Here is a 16412-nt window from a genome sequence, read left to right as displayed (position 1 = left end):
GTGACCGTCTCCATCGCCGCCAGCGGTGACGCGGCGCGGGCCATCGACACGGTGGTCCCGCGCCTCGTCACCGACCTGGTGGCGTCCGGGATCACGGCGCAGGACGCCGCCCTGTGGGGCCCCGCCGCGGAAGCCGAGGCGTCGAAGCGCCTCGGCTGGGTGGAGGCGGTCTCCGTCTCCCGTCCGCTCGTCGCCGAGGTCGCCGCGCTGCGCGAGCAGTTGCTCGCCCAGGGCGTGGACCGGGTGGTGCTCGCCGGCATGGGCGGCTCGTCGCTCGCGCCAGAGGTCATCACCCGCACGGCCGGGGTCCCGCTCGTCGTCCTCGACTCCACCGATCCCGCGCAGGTCCGCGCCGCGCTGACCGACCTCGAGCGCACGGTGCTCGTCGTGTCGTCGAAGTCCGGTTCGACGGTGGAGACGGACTCGCAGCGCCGGGTGTTCGAGCAGGCGTTCCAGGACGCCGGGATCAACCCCGCCGGACGGATCGTCGTCGTCACCGACCCGGGCTCCGCGCTCGAGGCGACGGCACTCGAGGCCGGTCACCGGGTCTTCACCGCCGATCCTACGGTCGGCGGTCGGTACTCCGCGCTCACCGCGTTCGGGCTCGTCCCCGCCGGTCTGGCCGGAGCCGACATCGCCGAACTACTCGACGAGGCCGACGCCATCTCGGTGCTCCTCGCGGTCGACACCGACGAGAACCCCGGGCTCGTGCTCGGAGCAGTCCTCGGCGGGACGGCTCCCCTCCGGGACAAGATCGGGATCGTCGCGGACGGGACGCACATCCTCGGCTTCGGCGACTGGGTCGAACAGCTCATCGCCGAGTCCACCGGCAAGGACGGCCGCGGGCTGCTGCCGGTCGTCCTCGACGTCGACTCCCCCGAGGTGACCGCGGGTCTGCCCGACCTGCAGGTCGTCCGGCTGGTGGGCTCCCGGGAGGACGAACGACACGTCGCCGCCGGCGAGGTCGAGATCACGGGCACGCTCGGCGGGCAGTTCCTCGTCTGGGAGTACGCGGTCGCGGTCGCCGGGCGCCTGCTCGGGATCAACCCGTTCGACCAGCCCGACGTCGAGGCCGCCAAGGTCGCGGCCCGGGCGCTGCTCGACGCGCCCGCCGCCGAGACGACGGCCCCCTCGTTCGAGGACGACGGCATCGCGGTCTCCGCGACCGGCGGACTCGAGACCGGCGCGACGCTCACCCAGGCCGTGTCGAGCCTCCTGGCCGCGGTCGGCGAGGACGGCTACCTGGCGGTGCAGGCGTACGTTGACCGTTCGGCCGGCCACGGCCTGGAGGCCCTCCGCGACCTCCTCGCCGAGCGCACGGGCCGTCCCGTCACCTTCGGGTACGGGCCCCGGTTCCTGCACTCGACCGGCCAGTACCACAAGGGCGGTCCCGCGAACGGCGTCTTCCTGCAGATCGTCTCCGACGAGCAGGACGACCTGGCCGTCCCCGGCCGCCCCTTCACCTTCGGTCGGCTCATCCGAGCCCAGGCCGCCGGCGACGCGAGTGTCCTCGCCGAACACGGCCGCCCGGTGCTGACCCTGTCGACGCGGGACCTCCCCGCAGCGACGGCGGTCATCACGGCTGCAGTCACCACCTGATCAAAGGAGTTCACCGACATGTCACCGGTGGCGATCACCCCGGAGCACAACCCGCTCCGGCTGCCCACGGACCGTCGACTGAACCGGATCGCGGGTCCCAGCACCCTCATCATCTTCGGAGTCACGGGAGACCTCTCCCGCAAGAAGCTGATGCCCGCGGTCTACGACCTCGCCAACCGGGGGCTACTGCCGCCCGGCTTCGCGCTGGTCGGGTTCGCTCGGCGTGACTGGGAGGACCAGGACTTCTCCCAGCTCGTCCACGACGCCGTCAAGGAGCACTCGCGGACCCCGTTCGACGAGGACGTCTGGCGTCAGCTCGAACAGGGCATCCGCTTCGTCCAGGGGTCCTTCGACGACCCCGAGGCGTTCACGCTCCTCAAGGAGACGGTCGACACCCTGGACGCCGAACGCGGGACCCTCGGGAACCACGCGTTCTACCTGTCCATCCCGCCGAAGATGTTCCCGGTCGTCACCGAGCAGCTCAAGCTGTCCGGGCTGACCGAGAAGCGCGACGGGTCGTGGAGCCGGGTCGTGGTCGAGAAGCCCTTCGGTTCGGACCTCCGCACGGCCCGCGAACTGAACGCGATCGTCGAGAGCGTCTTCGCGCCGGACGACGTGTTCCGCATCGACCACTACCTCGGCAAGGAGACCGTCCAGAACCTCCTGACGCTCCGGTTCGCGAACCAGATGTACGAACCCATCTGGAACTCGAACTACGTCGACCACGTGCAGATCACGATGGCCGAGGACATCGGCGTGGCCGGACGTGCCGCCTACTACGACGGCATCGGTGCGGCGCGGGACGTCATCCAGAACCACCTGCTACAGCTCCTCGCCCTCACGGCGATGGAGGAGCCCGTCTCGTTCAAGGCCGGACACCTCCGTGCCGAGAAGGAGAAGGTGCTCTCCGCGGTCCGCCTGCCCGAGGACCTGTCCACGGCGACCAGCCGCGGGCAGTACGCCGGCGGGTGGCAGGGCGGCGAGAAGGTGCTCGGGTTCCTCGAGGAAGCGGGCATGAACCCCGAGTCCACGACCGAGACCTTCGCGGCCATCCGTCTCGACATCGCGACCCGCCGCTGGCAGGGGGTTCCGTTCTACCTGCGTGCCGGCAAGCGACTCGGCCGCCGCGTCACCGAGATCGCGATCGTGTTCAAGCGCGTGCCCGAGGACGTGTTCGGCATCGAGCAGTCGCCCCTCGGCCAGAACGCGCTCGTCATCCGCGTGCAGCCGGACGAGGGCGTCACGCTCCGCTTCGGCTCGAAGGTCCCCGGCGTCGGGACGCAGGTCCGCGACGTCACGATGGACTTCGGCTACGGCCACGCGTTCACCGAGGCCTCCCCCGAGGCCTACGAACGGCTCATCCTCGACGTGCTCCTCGGTGACCCGCCGCTGTTCCCGCGGCACCAGGAGGTCGAGCTGTCCTGGAAGATCCTCGACCCGATCGAGGAGTTCTGGCGGACACAGGGCCAGCCCGAACAGTACCGTCCCGGCACGTGGGGCCCGGCTTCGGCCGACGAGCTCCTCGCACGCGACGGTCGGACCTGGAGGCGTCCATGAAGATCGACCTGCCGAACACCACGGTCTCGAAGATCCAGAAGACCCTGGTGCACATCCGCGAGGAGGGCGGCGCCGTCGCACTCGGTCGCGTGCTCACCCTCGTCGTCTCGACCGCTCTCGGCCGCGAGGAAGAGGCGATCGAGGCCGCGAACCAGGCGTCCCGCGAGCACCCGATGCGCGTCGTCATCGTGTCGAAGAACGAGGGCGACATCGCATCCCCCGGCCGTCTCGACGCGCAGATCCGCGTCGGCAGTGACGCGGGTGCCAGCGAGGTCATCGTCCTCCGCGCCTACGGCGAGACCGCTGCGGACGAGGAGAGCCTGGTCACCGGGCTCCTCCTGCCCGACGCGCCCGTCGTGGCGTGGTGGCCGGAAGCCGCGCCGGAGAAGCCGTCGGTCTCGCCGCTCGGCCGGATCGCCCAGCGCCGGATCACCGACGCCGCGGCGCAGAAGGACCCGAACGGCGCGATCATGGCGCTCGCGGACTCCTACGCGCCCGGCGACACGGACTTCGCCTGGACCCGCCTCACGCTGTGGCGGAACCAGCTGGCCGCAGCACTCGACCAGCCGCCGTTCGAGCCGATCACCGCGGTGGAGGTCTCCGGCGCGTTCGACAGCCCGTCGACGGTGCTCCTCGCCGCCTGGCTCGGGCTGCAGCTCAAGGTGCCGGTCGACGTCACGACCTCGCCGCGGGCCACGGGTTCGAGCGGCATCCACGGCGTGAAGCTCGTGCGCGACTCCGGCACCATCGAACTCGAGCGCTCGCTGGTCGACGTGGCGACGCTCTCGATGCCCGGCCAGCCGACGCACGACCTGTCCCTGCCGCGCCGCAATCTGCGCGACTGCCTGGCCGAGGAACTCCGTAGACTCGACCCGGACGTCCTCTTCGGAGACGTCGTCAAGCACGGGGTGGCCAAGCTCCGCGAACGCATCGCGGACTGACCACCGCCACGGTCCGACCGTCCGTCCTCCCCCGCCCTGCCCGTCAGGTCGGCAGGTCGGACGGCCGGCCGGACCGACCGCGGTCACACCGGTGACCGCACCACGAACACGGGAGTCACGTGACCAACGAACGGCGGGTGCTGGTGCACCCCGACAAGCAGGCCCTCGGCGCCTCCGTCGCCGCACGCTTCATCACGAAGCTCATCGACGTGCTCGACGAGCAGGGACGGGCCGACATCGCGATCAGCGGTGGTTCGGTCTCCACGCTCGTCCTCGCGGCGATCGGGCAGTCGCAGGCGCAGGAGAGCGTCGACTGGTCGAAGGTCCACGTCTGGTGGGTCGACGAGCGCTGGGTGCCCGCGGGTGACGCGGACCGGAACGACGCCGGCACGCAGACGGACTTCCTCGACCACGTGAGCATCCCGGCCGAGAACATCCACCCGATGGCGTCGTCGGACGCCGGCCTCACCATCGACGAGGCCGCGACGCAGTACGAGCGCGAGCTGCACGACGCCGCTCCCGACTCCGCCGACGCGCCCCGCTTCGACATCACGCTGCTCGGGGTCGGTCCGGACGGGCACACCGCGTCGCTGTTCCCGGAGTTCCCGCAGCTCCGCGTGACCGACCGCATGGTCGTGCCCGTCGACGACTCGCCCAAGCCCCCGGCACAGCGCCTGACGCTCACCTACCCGGTGATCAACGCGTCGCAGCGCGTCTGGGTGATCCTGTCCGGCGCCGAGAAGGCATCCGTGCTCGGCCTCGCCCTCGCCGGTGCCGCCGTGGACGAGGTCCCGGTCGGCGGCGTGCAGGGCCGCAAGCGCACCGTCTTCTTCGTCGACCAGGACGCTGCACGCGACGTCCCGGAGAACCTCATCGCGTCGACGTACTGACGCACCGCACGACGGACGGGAGGCCCGGTACCAGCTGGTACCGGGCCTCCCGTCCGTCGCGGGGTCGCCACCGGCGGAGCGGGCTGGTGGCCGCTCGTCGAGGTCGCATGAACTGCCGCGCCATGCGCCCGTAGGCGGCACGCTGTGCGACCTCGGCGGACGGCGCGCGGCATGTCATACGACCTCGACGGGGCCCGAACCGACGAGGACGACCGCGGCGACCTCCCCTGACGACGAAGGCCCCCGCTCCTGACGGAGTGGGGGCCTTCGGACGTCTGCTGTTACTTGGCGGCGGTGCCGCGGCGCTGACGGAGCTGCTGCAGCGCGTCCTCGAGGAGCTGCGCTGCCTCTTCCTCGGTGCGACGCTCCTTCACGTACGCGAGGTGCGTCTTGTAGGGCTCGGTCTTCGCGACCTGCGGCGGGTTCTCCTTGTCGCGACCGGCCGGGAGACCGGTGGACGGCGAGTCGACCGTCTCCGGGATTTCCTCGTCGGGGAGGTTCGCGGCGAAGTACCGCACGACCTCGTTGCCCATCGCGTCCCAGTACGAGATCGCGACGCGCTCGGCCTGGACGCCACGGTCCTGCTCGCCCATCGGGCCGGCGCCGACGCGCGACCCACGGATAGCGCTTCCTCCGGATGCCATGTCAGCTCCCTGCCGTGAACTTGTTGATGAGACCGAGCACGATGATGCTCGAGATCCAGAGGAGCCCGAGGATCACGGTGATGCGGTTCAGGTTGCGCTCGGCGACGCCGGATGCCCCGAGGTTGCTCGTCACACCACCGCCGAACATGTCGGAGAGGCCGCCACCGCGACCCTTGTGCAGGAGGATGAGGAGCGTGAGCAGGAGGCTCGTGATCGCGAGCAGGACCTGCAGCACGACGGAGAGTATCGCCACGACGTACCTTTCGTGTCAGTCAGCCATCCGAGTATACCGGTCACGCGAGCTGCGCTCCGGACCCGGACGGGGTGTGTGCACAGCACGAGGCGCGACGGGCGGACCCGTCGCGCCTCCTGCGGTCGTTCTAGAGACCCACGTGCTGCTGGAAGCGCGCGATCGCCGCGAACTCCTGCACGTCGAGCGATGCGCCACCGACGAGTGCGCCGTCGATGTCGGGCTCACGGAGGAAGCCGGCGATGTTGCCCGACTTCACCGAGCCGCCGTAGAGGACGCGGGTGTCGGCTGCGGCCTGGTCGCCCCACGCCGCTGCGATCCCACGGCGCAGTGCGGCGCACTCGTCCTGGGCCTGCTCGGCCGTGGCCGCCTGGCCGGAGCCGATCGCCCAGACCGGTTCGTACGCCACGACGATCTCGGCGGGCTGCACCGCACCGAGGACGACCCCGAGCTGCTCGACCGGCACGACACCGGCGCCGCGCTGTTCGCGCTGCTCACCGGTCTCGCCGACGCACACCACCGGGACGAGGCCGTGCTTGACCGCCGCCGCCGTCTTCGCCGCGACGACCTCGTCCGTCTCACCGTGCATGGTGCGACGTTCGGAGTGCCCGACGATGACGTATTGCGCATCGAGCGCGGCGAGGAACGCGCCGGACACGTCGCCGGTGTACGCGCCGGAGTCGTACTGTGACAGGTCCTGCGCGCCGAAGGCGATCGGCAGCTTGTCGGCCGAGATGAGCGTCTGCACGCTCCGCAGGTCCGTGAACGGTGGGAAGACCGCCACCTCGACGTCGGCGTGGTCGTGCCGAGCGTCCTTCAGCGTCCACGCGAGCTTCTGCACTGTGGCGATGGCCTGGAGGTGGTCCAGGTTCATCTTCCAGTTGCCGGCGATGAACGGCGTGCGGGTCATGCCGTCCACCCCAGCGCTTCGAGGCCGGGGAGCGACTTGCCCTCGAGGAACTCGAGACTCGCTCCGCCGCCGGTGGAGATGTGCCCGAACTGGTCGTCGCGGAACCCGAGCGAGCGGACGGCAGCTGCCGAGTCGCCGCCACCGACGACGCCGAGGCCGTCGACCTCGGTCAGCGCCTGCGCGACGGTCTTCGTACCCGCTGCGAAGGCGGGGAACTCGAACACGCCCATCGGGCCGTTCCAGAACACCGTCTTCGACGAGGAGACCGCTGCGGCGAACCGTTCCGCGGTCTCGGGGCCGATGTCGAGGCCGATGCCGTCGGTACCGAAGGACGAGGACTCGATCGCGTCGGCCGCGACCGTCTCGTGCTCGGCGTCCGCGGCGAACCCGGAGGCCACCACGACGTCCGTCGGCAGGTCGATCGTCACGCCGAGCTCGGTCGCGCGCGAGAGGTACTCGCGCACGGTGTCGAGCTGGTCCTGCTCGAGCAACGACTTCGCGACCCCGTGGCCCTGCGCCGCGAGGAAGGTGAAGAGCATGCCGCCACCGATGCAGATGGTGTCGACGCGGGGCAGCAGGTGGTCGATGACGCCGAGCTTGTCGCTGACCTTCGACCCGCCGAGCACGACCGTGTACGGGCGCTCCGGGTCCTTCGTCAGACGCTCGAGCACGGTGAGCTCCTGCTCGATGAGCTGTCCTGCCGCGCTCGGGAGCGCAGCGGCCAGCTCGTACACCGAGGCCTGCTTGCGGTGCACGACGCCGAAGCCGTCGGAGACGAACGCATCACCGAGTGCGGCGATGCGGTCGGCGAAGGCGGCGCGTTCGGCGGCGTCCTTCGAGGTCTCCTCCGGGTTGAACCGGAGGTTCTCGAGCAGCAGGACGTCACCGTCCTCGAGGGCCTCGGCGGCCGCGGTCGCCTCGTCGCCGACGGTCTCGCCGACGAAGGTGACCGGCTTCGCCAGCAGTTCGGACAGCCGCTGGGCGACCGGCGCGAGCGAGTACTCGGGGGCCGGAGTGCCGTCGGGTCGACCGAGGTGCGACACGACGATCACACGCGCACCGGCGGTGATCAGCGTGTTCAGCGTGGTGAGCGACGCCCGCACGCGGCCGTCGTCCGTGATCGTGCCGTCCTTGAGCGGGACGTTCAGGTCACAGCGGACGACGACGCGCTTGCCGGCGAGGTCGCCGAGGTCCTCGAGGGTGCGGAGAGCCATCAGGTCAGAGCTTCTCGCCCACGAACTCGGTCAGGTCGACCAGGCGGTTCGAGTAGCCCCACTCGTTGTCGTACCACGAGGTGATCTTGACGAGGTTGCCCATGACCTTGGTCAGGCCGGAGTCGTAGATCGAGGAGTGCGGGTCCGTCGTGATGTCGGTCGACACCAGCGGGTCCTCGCTGTAGAGCAGGATGCCCTTCAGCGGGCCCTCGGCGGCGGCCTTGTAGACGGCGTTGATCTCGTCGACCGTGACGTCCGACTTGGTCTCGAGCGTGAGGTCCGTGATCGAACCGGTCGGGACCGGCACGCGGAGCGCGAAGCCGTCGAGCTTGCCGGCGAGCTCCGGGAGGACCAGGCCGATGGCCTTCGCCGCACCGGTGGAGGTCGGGACGATGTTCAGGGCCGCGGCACGTGCACGACGCGGGTCCTTGTGCGGGCCGTCCTGCAGGTTCTGGTCGGCGGTGTAGGCGTGGACCGTGGTCATGAGACCGCGCTCGATGCCGAACGCGTCGTGGAACACCTTGGCGAGCGGCGCGAGGCTGTTCGTGGTGCACGAGGCGTTGGAGATGATGTGGTGGTTCGCCGCGTCGTAGGTGTCCTCGTTCACGCCGAGGACGATGGTGACGTCGTCACCGGTCGCCGGGGCGGAGATGATGACCTTCTTGGCGCCCGCGTCGATGTGCTTCTGTGCGTCGGCGGCCTTGGTGAAGAACCCGGTCGACTCGATGACGATGTCGACACCGAGCTCACCCCAGGGGAGGTTGGCGGGGTCGCGCTCGGCGAGCACCTTGATGGCCTTGCCGTCGACGACGATGTTGTCGCCGTCGAGCTCGACGGAGACGCCGAGCTTGCCGGTGATCGAGTCGTACTTGAGCAGGTTCGCGAGCGCGGCGTTGTCGGTGAGGTCGTTCACCGCCACGATCTCGAGGTCGCTGCCCTTGGCCAGAGCGGCCCGGAAGAAGTTACGGCCGATCCGGCCGAAGCCGTTGATACCGATCTTGACGGTCAATGGAGCTCCTGTTGGGTGTGGAGCGCCTCGGGAGGCGCTGCTTTTCGGAGTGTGGAGGCGTCGTCGGGGACGACGGCCGGCCCACGTGTGGTGGACGATACGCCCCGTAACGTCGCCGGAACGACCCTAGCAGTCGGACCCCCTCGGACCACCTGCATGACGTCGACCCGTGCGGGTCGGTGTCCGGTGGCCGAGGGGGTCCGGAGGACGACCGGGCTCAGGCGCCTTCGAGCTCCTCGGGCACGCTCGCCTCGGTGCCGGGCACGCCGAGGTCGGACGCGCGCTTGTCGGCCATCGCGAGCAGTCGGCGGATCCGGCCGGCGATCGCGTCCTTGGTCATGGGCGGGTCCGCGTGCTGGCCGAGCTCGTCGAGCGAGGCGTCACGGTGCTCGAGCCGGAGGGTCCCGGCGTACTGCAGGTGGTCGGGCACGTCGTCGCCGAGGATCTCGAGGGCACGCTCGACGCGGGCGCAGGCGGCGACGGCGGCCTGCGCCGAGCGGCGGAGGTTCGCGTCGTCGAAGTTCACGAGCCGGTTGGCGGTGGCACGGACCTCGCGGCGCTGGCGCATCTCCTCCCAGTCGGCGGTCGTCCGGGCGGCGCCCATCGCGGTGAGCATCTGGCCGATGGCCTCGCCGTCACGGATGACGACCCGGTGCACGCCCCGGACCTCCCGGCCCTTCGCGGCGATCCCGAGGCGGGAGGCGGCACCGACGAGCGCCATCGCGGCCTCGTTGCCCGGGCAGGTGACCTCGAGCGCGGCGGCCCGGCCCGGGTCGGTGAGGGTGCCGGAGGCGAGGAAGGCGCCGCGCCAGATGGCGGCGAGGTCCTCGCGGGTGCCGGTGGTCAGGCGGTTCGGCAGGCCGCGGACCGGGCGACGGCGGGCGTCCATGAGTCCGGTCTGGCGGGCGAGCGTCTCGCCGGCCTCGAGGACGCGGACGAGGTAGCGGGTGCCGCGTCGGGACGAGGCGGTCGACCCGACGGAGGCCTCGCTGCGCACGCCGTACAGCTCGGCGAGGTCCTTCCGGACACGGTGCACGATGATCCGGGTGTCGAGTTCGACCTCGACCGCGATCCGGCCGGAGATGACGTGCAGCCCTCCCGCGAACCGGAGGACGGTCGCGAGCTCGGCGGCGCGGACCGTGTTCCGGTTGACGACGACCCTGGCCAGCTCGTCCTTCACCTCGGCAGTCAACGGCACGGCATCATTCCTTACGTTCTTCGGGGTGGGGTTCCGCGGCCCCGGGGCGCACGCGTGTGGAGACAGCCGGTGGGACGGTCACTCCCGGCCGAGATCTCGGTTCTTCACACGCACGGCGACGTTGGGCATCCCGCGGAGGAGGCTCGCCAGCTCGGCGACGATGGCGACCGAACGGTGCTTGCCGCCGGTACAGCCGATGGCGATCGTAGCGTGTCTTTTGTTCTCCCGCTGGTACCCCTCGAACACCGGCTCGAGCACGGAGGCGTAGCGCTCGACGAACGAGCGGGCTCCCGGCTGCTCGAGGACGTAGTCGGAGACGGGCGCGTCGAGGCCGGTGTGCGGCCGGAGTTCCGGGACCCAGTACGGGTTCGGGATGAAGCGCACGTCGGCCACCATGTCGGCGTCCGCGGGCAGACCGTACTTGAACCCGAAGCTCATCAGGGTGACCTGGACACCGACGAACCGGTCCTCGGCGAACCGCTCCGTGACCGCGTTCGCGAGCTGGTGGATGTTCAGGTCGGAGGTGTCGATGACCATGTCCGACGCTTCCCGCAGCCCGAGCAGCCGCGCCCGTTCCCGGGCGATGCCGTCGAGCAGGGTGTCCTCGCCCTGCAGCGGGTGCGGGCGGCGGACCTGCTCGAACCGTCGGACCAGGACCTCGTCGGTGGCCTCGAGGAACAGCACGCGGACCCGCGCACTGGTGCTCTCGCGGACCTGCTGGACGGCGTGCTCCGGTTCGGTGAAGAAGCGGCCGCCACGCACGTCGACCACGGTCGCGATCTTGGGGATCGACTCCCCCGCGCGGTCGGCGAGGTCCGTGAGCGGTCCGAGCATCTGGGTGGGCAGGTTGTCGACCACGTACCAGCCGAGGTCCTCGAGCGCCTTCCCCACGGTGGACCGGCCGGCACCGGACATGCCGGTGACGATGAGCACGTCGTGCTGCTGCTGGGAGGTGGTGTCGGTCATCTGCGAAGGAGCTCCGTCGTGGTCGGGCCGGGCGGGTCGCCCGGCCGGTGCGAGCGCCGGCCCAGGTCGGAGACCAGGCTACCGTCCGGCCGGGAGGCCCGTGCGGACGTCATGCGGGCCGCTGCGGCCCGTCGGGCCCCGCGTCGGGGACGCGCACCGGGCCTCCCGACCGGGCGCCGACCGGTTCGGCACCTGTGTCCGGTGCGCTGGCCGTGGTGGGAGCACTGGCCGGGGTGGGAGCACTGGCCGGGGTGGGAGCACTGGCCGACTCCGGGGCGCTCACCGGGACGGTGGCGAGCTTGCGCACCACGGCGGCCGCGGTCGCGGGCCCGACACCGGGCACCTCGCCGACCTCCTCCGCGGTGGCCTGCCGCAACCGGGTGACCGAGCCGAAGTGCTTCAGCAGCGCCGCGACACGGCTCGGCCCGAGCCCGGGGATCTCCGACAGCTGCGACTTGACGTCCCGCTTGCGCCGCGTGCGCTGGTGCGTGATCGCGAAGCGGTGGGCCTCGTCTCGCAGGCGCTGGATGAGGAAGAGCGCCTCGGAGTTGCGGGGCAGGATGACCGGGAAGTCGTCGTCGGGCAGCCAGAGCTCCTCGAGCCGCTTCGCGATCCCGACGAGCGCGATGTCGGTCACCCCGGCCTCGTCCAGCGCGCGCTTCGCCGCCGCGACCTGCGGCTGCCCACCGTCCACCACGAGGAGCTGCGGCCGGTACGCGAAGCGCTTCGTCGGCTTCGTGCCGTCGACCACGTCGTCCACGGTCGCATCGGGGACGTCGGGCAGGGCCGCGTCCTCGTCGAGGCGGGCGAGCCGCCGTGTGAGGACCTGGTACATGCTGTCCGTGTCGTCGGTCGTCTCGGCGATCGTGTACCGGCGGTACTGGTCCTTGCGGGGCAGCCCGTCCTCGAAGACGACCATCGAGGCGACGACGTTGGTGCCTTGCAGGTGCGAGATGTCGTAGCACTCCATCCGCAGCGGCGCCTCGGTCATGCCGAGGGCCTCCTGGATGTCGGCGAGGGCCGCAGCACGGGTCGTGTAGTCGGCCGAGCGCTTGGTCTTGTAGAGCATGAGCGCCTGCTGGGCGTTCTGCGAGGCGGTCCGGGCCAGACCGGCACGGTCCCCGCGCTGGGCGGTGCTGAGCTTCGTGCCACGACCACCCCGGCGGTCGCTGAGCCACTGCTGCAGGGCGTCGGCGTCGTCGGGCAGGACCGGCACCACGACCTCGCGCGGCGGTTCCTCACCACCGGCACCGGCGGGCAGGTCCGTCCCGGCGTACACGCCCTGGACGATCTGCTCGACGAGGTCCCCGGTGCTGATGTCGAGTTCCTTGTCGACCACCCAACCGCGCACACCGCGGATCCGGCCGCCCCGCACCGAGAACAGCTGCACGGCGGCGGCGAGCTCGTCCTCGGCGATGCCGAACAGGTCGAGGTCCACCGAGTCCTTGAGCACCACGGCGGACTTCTCGAGCACGGCTTCGAGGGCCTCGACCTGGTCCCGGTAGCGCGCCGCCTGCTCGTACTGCATGGCGTCGGCCGAGGCGGCCATGCGCTGCCGCAGCTGCGTGATCACACGCCGGTCGTAGCTGCCCATGAAGCGGACGAACTCCTCGACCAGCGCCCGGTGCTCCTCGATCGTGACCCGCTGCGAACACGGTCCGCCGCACTTGCCGATCTGCCCCGGGAAGCACGGCTTGCCGGTCTGCATCGCGCGCTTGTACGACGACTCCGAGCAGGTGCGGATCGGGAACACCTTGATCATGAGGTCGATCGTGTCGTGCACCGCCCAGATCTTCGGGTAGGGCCCGAAGTACTTCGCGCCCTTGATCTTGCGGTTGCGCGTGACCATCACCCGCGGCGCCTCGTCCGCCATCGTGATCGCCATGTACGGGTAGGACTTGTCGTCGCGGAACTTGACGTTGAAGGGCGGGTCGAACTCCTTGATCCAGGTGTACTCGAGCTGGAGCGCCTCGATCTCGGAACCGACCGTGGTCCACTCGACGCTGCGCGCCGTCAGCACCATGCGCCGGGTGCGCTCGTGCAGCGTCGGCAACGGCGCGAAGTAGTTGCTCAGCCGCGCGCGGAGGTTCTTCGCCTTGCCGACGTAGAGCACCCGGCCGGCCTCGTCGCGCCACCGGTACACGCCCGGGTCGGTCGGGATCTCACCGGCCTTCGGACGCCATGCGACGGTGTCCGCCACCTACCGAGCACCCGCCTTCGCCGCCGCGGCGCCGCGCACCTCGCCCTGTCGGCCCTGCACGGACCGCTGCTTGCCGACGCGGGCGTCCTGGGCGTCGAGGATCTCCCGCAGGAAGACCCCGGTGTGGCTCTCGGGGACGTCGGCGACGTGCTCCGGCGTACCGGTCGCGAGCACCGTACCGCCGCCGGACCCGCCCTCGGGCCCCATGTCGATGAGCCAGTCGGCGGACTTGATGACGTCGAGGTTGTGTTCGATCGTGATCACCGTGTTGCCCTTGTCGACCAGGCTCTGCAGCACGAGGAGCAGCTTGCGGACGTCCTCGAAGTGCAGACCCGTGGTCGGCTCGTCGAGCACGTACACCGTGCGGCCGTTCGAACGGCGCTGGAGCTCGGTGGCGAGCTTCACGCGCTGGGCCTCGCCGCCGGAGAGCGTCGTGGCGCTCTGCCCGAGCCGGACGTACCCGAGGCCCACGTCGACGAGCGTCGCCATGTAGCGGTGGATCGCGGAGATCGGCTCGAAGAACTCGGCCGCCTCGCTGATCGGCATGTCGAGCACCTCGGAGATGTTCTTGCCCTTGTAGTGCACCTGCAGCGTCTCGCGGTTGTACCGGGCACCGCCGCAGACCTCGCACGCGACGTAGACGTCGGGCAGGAAGTTCATCTCGATCTTGATCGTGCCGTCGCCGGAGCAGTTCTCGCAGCGACCGCCCTTGACGTTGAAGCTGAAGCGCCCGGGCTGGTACCCGCGGGTCTTCGCCTCCTGCGTCTCGGCGAACAGCTGCCGGATGCGGTCGAACACGCCCGTGTAGGTCGCCGGGTTGGACCGCGGCGTCCGGCCGATCGGCGCCTGGTCGACGTGCACGACCTTGTCGAGCTGGTCGAGGCCCTTCACACGGGTGTGCTTGCCGGCGATGTGCCGGGCACCGTTGAGCTGGTTGGCGAGCACCTTGTAGAGGATGTCGTTGACCAGCGTCGACTTGCCCGAGCCGCTCACGCCCGTGACCGCCGTGAACACGCCGAGCGGGAAGTCGACGTCCACGTCCTTGAGGTTGTTCGCCCGCGCACCCTGCACGCTGATGACGCGCTTGCGGTTCACCTTGCGGCGCTCGGACGGCATCTCGATCGCCCGACGTCCGGCCAGGTAGTCACCCGTGATCGACTCGCGGTTCTCGATCATGTCCGCGTAGGAGCCCGAGTGCACGACGTTGCCGCCGTTGACGCCCGCGCCAGGACCGATGTCGACGACCCAGTCCGCGGTGCGGATCGTGTCCTCGTCGTGCTCGACGACGATGAGGGTGTTGCCGAGGTCCTTGAGCTTGACCAGGGTGTCGATGAGCCGGCGGTTGTCGCGCTGGTGCAGCCCGATGCTCGGCTCGTCGAGGACGTACAGCACGCCCGTCAGACCGGACCCGATCTGGGTCGCGAGCCGGATGCGCTGTGCTTCGCCGCCGGAGAGACCGCCGGCTCCGCGCGCCAGGGTCAGGTAGTTGAGGCCGACCTCGAGCAGGAACTCGAGCCGCGCCCGGATCTCGCGCAGCACGGCGGCGGCGATGTGCGCCTCCCGCGCGGTGAGCGTGATGTCGGCCATGAAGCCGTAGGCCTCGTCGAGCGCCATGTCCGTGACGTCGGCGATGCTGCGGCCGTCCACCGTCACCGCGAGGACCTCCGGCTTGAGGCGGGTGCCGTCGCACACGGGGCACGGCACCTCGCGCAGGTAGCCCTGGAACCGCTGGCGCTGCGAGTCGGTCTCGGCCTCGGCGAACTTGCGCTCGATGTAGGGCATGACGCCCTCGAACCCGCTCGTGTACCGCATCTCGCGGCCGAAGCGGTTCTTCCAGGACACCGAGACCTCGAAGTCCTTGCCGGTGAGGATGGCGGCCTGCACCGACGCGGGCAGCTGGTTCCACGGCGTGTCCAGGCGGAAGCCGAGCTCCTTGCCGAGACCGGCGAGCAGCTTCTCGAAGTAGGAGTACAGGCCGCTCGTCCCGGTCCAGGGCAGCAGGACGCCGTCGGCCAGGGAGGCCTCGGGGTCGCCGAGGACGAGGTCCGGGTCGACCGACATCCGCGTGCCGAGGCCGGAGCACTCGGGGCAGGCGCCGAACGGCGCGTTGAAGGAGAACGTCCGCGGCTCGATCTCGGTGAGCGCGAGCGGGTGGTTGTTCGGGCACGAGAGGTTCTCGGAGTAGGTGCGGACCGCGCCGGGGCCCTCGTGGTCGACGAGGTCGATCGCGACGGTGCCGTTCGTGAGCCGCAGCGCCGTCTCGAGGGAGTCGGTCAGCCGGCCGAGGATGTCGTCGCTCGCCACCAGCCGGTCGATGATGACCGAGATGTCGTGCTTGACCTGCTTCTTGAGCGTCGGCGGGTTGCTCAGCTGGATGCGCTCCCCGTCGACGATCGCGCGCGCGTAGCCGGACGCGGCGAGCTCCTGGAAGAGGTCGACGAACTCGCCCTTCTTCTTCGACACGATCGGCGCGAGCACCTGGAACCGGGTGCCGGTCTCCTGCGTCATGAGCTGGTCGGCGATCTGCTGCACGCTCTGCTTGCTGATCACCTCACCGCAGACGGGGCAGTGCGGGATGCCGATGCGCGCCCAGAGCAGACGCATGTAGTCGTAGACCTCGGTGATGGTGCCCACCGTGGACCGCGGGTTGCGGTTCGTCGACTTCTGGTCGATCGACACCGCGGGCGACAGGCCCTCGATGAAGTCGACGTCCGGCCGGTCGACCTGGCCGAGGAACTGGCGCGCGTACGCGGACAGCGACTCCACGTACCGCCGCTGCCCCTCGGCGAAGATCGTGTCGAACGCCAGCGAGGACTTGCCGGAGCCGGACAGTCCGGTGAAGACGACGAGCGAGTCGCGCGGGATCTCGAGGTCGACGTCGCGGAGGTTGTGCACGCGTGCGCCACGGACGCTCAGCGTCGACGTGTCGTGCGGAGCCGTCCCACCGGGCAGGTGCAGGTCCGACGGCTCGTCGAAGTCATCCGGGTCGGACATGGCGGTTCCGCGGTCAGAGGTGATGGTCATCGCAGACGAT

General features: G+C 70.4%; 13 protein-coding genes. 4 read left to right on the top strand and 9 right to left on the bottom strand.

Annotated elements, in window-relative coordinates; translation table 11 throughout:
* From DEJ16_RS08805 to pgl, 4 genes are all read left to right on the top strand, one after another.
* Positions 1 to 1599: a glucose-6-phosphate isomerase gene (locus DEJ16_RS08805; protein ID WP_110825018.1), complete on the top strand. Its 1599-nt coding sequence runs from the start codon at positions 1 to 3 to the stop codon at positions 1597 to 1599.
* Positions 1600 to 1617: 18 nt separating this feature from the next.
* Positions 1618 to 3156 (top strand): glucose-6-phosphate dehydrogenase, encoded by a 1539-nt coding sequence (zwf, locus tag DEJ16_RS08800; protein WP_110825019.1) that lies wholly within the window; start codon positions 1618 to 1620, stop codon positions 3154 to 3156.
* Positions 3153 to 4097, top strand: a complete 945-nt coding sequence (locus DEJ16_RS08795) for a glucose-6-phosphate dehydrogenase assembly protein OpcA (protein WP_110825020.1) — start codon at positions 3153 to 3155, stop codon at positions 4095 to 4097. The genes zwf and DEJ16_RS08795 overlap by 4 nt, the downstream gene beginning before the upstream one ends.
* 119 nt (positions 4098 to 4216) lie before the next feature.
* A complete protein-coding gene (gene pgl, locus DEJ16_RS08790) occupies positions 4217 to 4987 on the top strand; it encodes a 6-phosphogluconolactonase (protein WP_110825021.1) in 771 nt (256 codons plus the stop codon).
* Between the two features lie 281 nt (positions 4988 to 5268).
* Here the strand turns inward: pgl and DEJ16_RS08785 are convergent, their stop codons facing one another.
* From DEJ16_RS08785 to uvrA, 9 genes are all read right to left on the bottom strand, one after another.
* Positions 5269 to 5631 carry an RNA polymerase-binding protein RbpA gene (locus DEJ16_RS08785; RefSeq protein WP_110825022.1) on the bottom strand — a complete coding sequence of 121 codons (363 nt, stop codon included), beginning with the start codon at positions 5629 to 5631 and terminating at the stop codon, positions 5269 to 5271.
* A gap of 1 nt (position 5632) precedes the next feature.
* A complete protein-coding gene (gene secG / locus DEJ16_RS08780) occupies positions 5633 to 5884 on the bottom strand; it encodes a preprotein translocase subunit SecG (RefSeq protein WP_110825023.1) in 252 nt (83 codons plus the stop codon).
* A gap of 127 nt (positions 5885 to 6011) precedes the next feature.
* On the bottom strand, positions 6012 to 6791 hold the full coding sequence (gene tpiA / locus DEJ16_RS08775) for a triose-phosphate isomerase (RefSeq protein WP_110825215.1): 780 nt from the start codon (positions 6789 to 6791) through the stop codon (positions 6012 to 6014).
* Entirely contained in the window at positions 6788 to 8005 is a 1218-nt protein-coding gene (locus tag DEJ16_RS08770; protein WP_110825024.1) for a phosphoglycerate kinase, read from the bottom strand. Before DEJ16_RS08770 ends, tpiA begins: the two co-directional genes overlap by 4 nt.
* Before the next feature lie 4 nt (positions 8006 to 8009).
* Positions 8010 to 9014, bottom strand: a complete 1005-nt coding sequence (gap, locus tag DEJ16_RS08765) for a type I glyceraldehyde-3-phosphate dehydrogenase (RefSeq protein WP_110825025.1) — start codon at positions 9012 to 9014, stop codon at positions 8010 to 8012.
* A gap of 217 nt (positions 9015 to 9231) precedes the next feature.
* Positions 9232 to 10212 carry a DNA-binding protein WhiA gene (gene whiA / locus DEJ16_RS08760; protein ID WP_110825026.1) on the bottom strand — a complete coding sequence of 327 codons (981 nt, stop codon included), beginning with the start codon at positions 10210 to 10212 and terminating at the stop codon, positions 9232 to 9234.
* Positions 10213 to 10290: 78 nt separating this feature from the next.
* Complete coding sequence (gene rapZ, locus DEJ16_RS08755) at positions 10291 to 11178, bottom strand: RNase adapter RapZ (RefSeq protein WP_110825027.1); 888 nt, start codon at positions 11176 to 11178, stop codon at positions 10291 to 10293.
* A 109-nt stretch (positions 11179 to 11287) separates the two neighbouring features.
* The gene (uvrC, locus tag DEJ16_RS08750) at positions 11288 to 13378 is read right to left on the bottom strand and encodes an excinuclease ABC subunit UvrC (RefSeq protein ID WP_110825028.1); all 2091 of its coding nucleotides are present in this window, start codon (positions 13376 to 13378) and stop codon (positions 11288 to 11290) included.
* A complete protein-coding gene (gene uvrA / locus DEJ16_RS08745) occupies positions 13379 to 16402 on the bottom strand; it encodes an excinuclease ABC subunit UvrA (RefSeq protein WP_258365883.1) in 3024 nt (1007 codons plus the stop codon). It abuts the gene before it with no gap.
* Positions 16403 to 16412 lie beyond the last annotated feature (10 nt).

This window comes from Curtobacterium sp. MCJR17_055, from assembly GCF_003224335.1.
Taxonomy (GTDB): domain Bacteria; phylum Actinomycetota; class Actinomycetes; order Actinomycetales; family Microbacteriaceae; genus Curtobacterium.
The sequence above is the reverse complement of the archived record's forward strand: the minus strand, read 5'-3'. Positions and strand labels throughout refer to the sequence as shown.

Excerpts from the sequence above, each read along its gene's own strand:
- zwf (WP_110825019.1), top strand. The coding sequence starts at position 1,618 with ATGTCACCGGTGGCGATCACCCCGGAGCACAACCCGCTCCGGCTGCCC.
- DEJ16_RS08785 (WP_110825022.1), bottom strand. The coding sequence starts at position 5,631 with ATGGCATCCGGAGGAAGCGCTATCCGTGGGTCGCGCGTCGGCGCCGGC.
- rapZ (WP_110825027.1), bottom strand. The coding sequence starts at position 11,178 with ATGACCGACACCACCTCCCAGCAGCAGCACGACGTGCTCATCGTCACC.
- uvrA (WP_258365883.1), bottom strand. The coding sequence starts at position 16,402 with ATGACCATCACCTCTGACCGCGGAACCGCCATGTCCGACCCGGATGAC.
- DEJ16_RS08795 (WP_110825020.1), top strand. The coding sequence starts at position 3,153 with ATGAAGATCGACCTGCCGAACACCACGGTCTCGAAGATCCAGAAGACC.
- DEJ16_RS08770 (WP_110825024.1), bottom strand. The coding sequence starts at position 8,005 with ATGGCTCTCCGCACCCTCGAGGACCTCGGCGACCTCGCCGGCAAGCGC.
- tpiA (WP_110825215.1), bottom strand. The coding sequence starts at position 6,791 with ATGACCCGCACGCCGTTCATCGCCGGCAACTGGAAGATGAACCTGGAC.